Annotated in this window: 1 protein-coding gene; it reads left to right on the top strand. The window is 70.1% G+C overall.

The window, feature by feature from the left end:
- Positions 1-39: 39 nt before the first annotated feature.
- A partial coding sequence (locus ABZS58_RS51475; RefSeq protein ID WP_354792174.1) for an acyltransferase domain-containing protein occupies positions 40-1,085 on the top strand: 1,046 nt, incomplete at its 3' end.

Raw genomic sequence — 1,085 nt, forward strand, 5'->3', positions numbered from 1 at the left:
ATCGGCCACACTCAGGCGGCCGCGGGGGTCGCCGGGATCATCAAGATGGTGCTGGCGATGCGGCACGGGGTGATGCCCAGGACGCTGCACGTGGACGCCCCGTCATCACATGTGGACTGGTCGGCTGGATCAGTGCAACTACTGACCGAGGCCACACCATGGCCGGGCAACGGCCGGCCACGGCGGGCCGGAGTCTCCGCGTTCGGGATCAGTGGCACCAACGCCCACCTCATCCTGGAAGAAGCCGAACCACTCGAGAACCTGGAAGAGGCCGAACCCGCACCGGACACGGCGTCGGGTAATGAACCCGCCCCGCTGCCGGCCCCGCTGCCGGGCGGGGTGGTGCCGTGGCTGCTGTCGGCGAAGACCGAGGTGGCATTGCGGGCACAGGCGCAGCGGCTGGCCGGGTTCGTGACCGACCGGCCGCAGGTCGAGCCGGTCGCGATCGGGCGGGCGTTGGCGGCCAGCCGGGCGACCGGGTTCACCCACCGGGGTGTGGTCCTCGGCCGGCATCGGCCGGCGTTGACGGACGGGCTGCAGGTGCTGGCCGCGGCCGGTCAGGCACCGGGAGTGATCACCGGGATCGCCGGGACGGCTGGGGTCGCTGGGTCCGGCAGGTTGGCGGTGGTGTTTTCTGGGCAGGGTAGCCAGCGGGTCGGGATGGGTCAGGGCCTGTATGCGGCGTATCCGGTGTTCGCTGAGGCGTTCGATCAGGTCTGCGCACACTTCGACCGGCATCTGGATCGGCCGTTGCGGGAGGTGGTCGCGGGCGAACAGCAGTTGTTGGATCAGACGATGTATACCCAGGCTGGGTTGTTCGCGGTGCAGGTGGCGTTGTACCGGCTGGTCGGTTCGTGGGGGGTGGTTCCGGAGTATCTGGCTGGGCACTCGATCGGTGAGTTGAGCGCGGCGCATGTGGCCGGGGTGTGGGATCTGGCCGATGCGGTGGCGGTGGTCGCCGCGCGGGGCAGGTTGATGCAGGCGCTCCCCGCTGGTGGAGCCATGGTGGCGTTGACCGCCAGCGACGCTGAGGCGCGGGAGCTGATCGCTGGGCACACCGGCCTGGTAGGGGTCGCGGCGGTCAA

The sequence above is a fragment of the Dactylosporangium sp. NPDC005555 genome (assembly GCF_040605635.1).
Taxonomy (GTDB): Bacteria; Actinomycetota; Actinomycetes; order Mycobacteriales; family Micromonosporaceae; genus Dactylosporangium.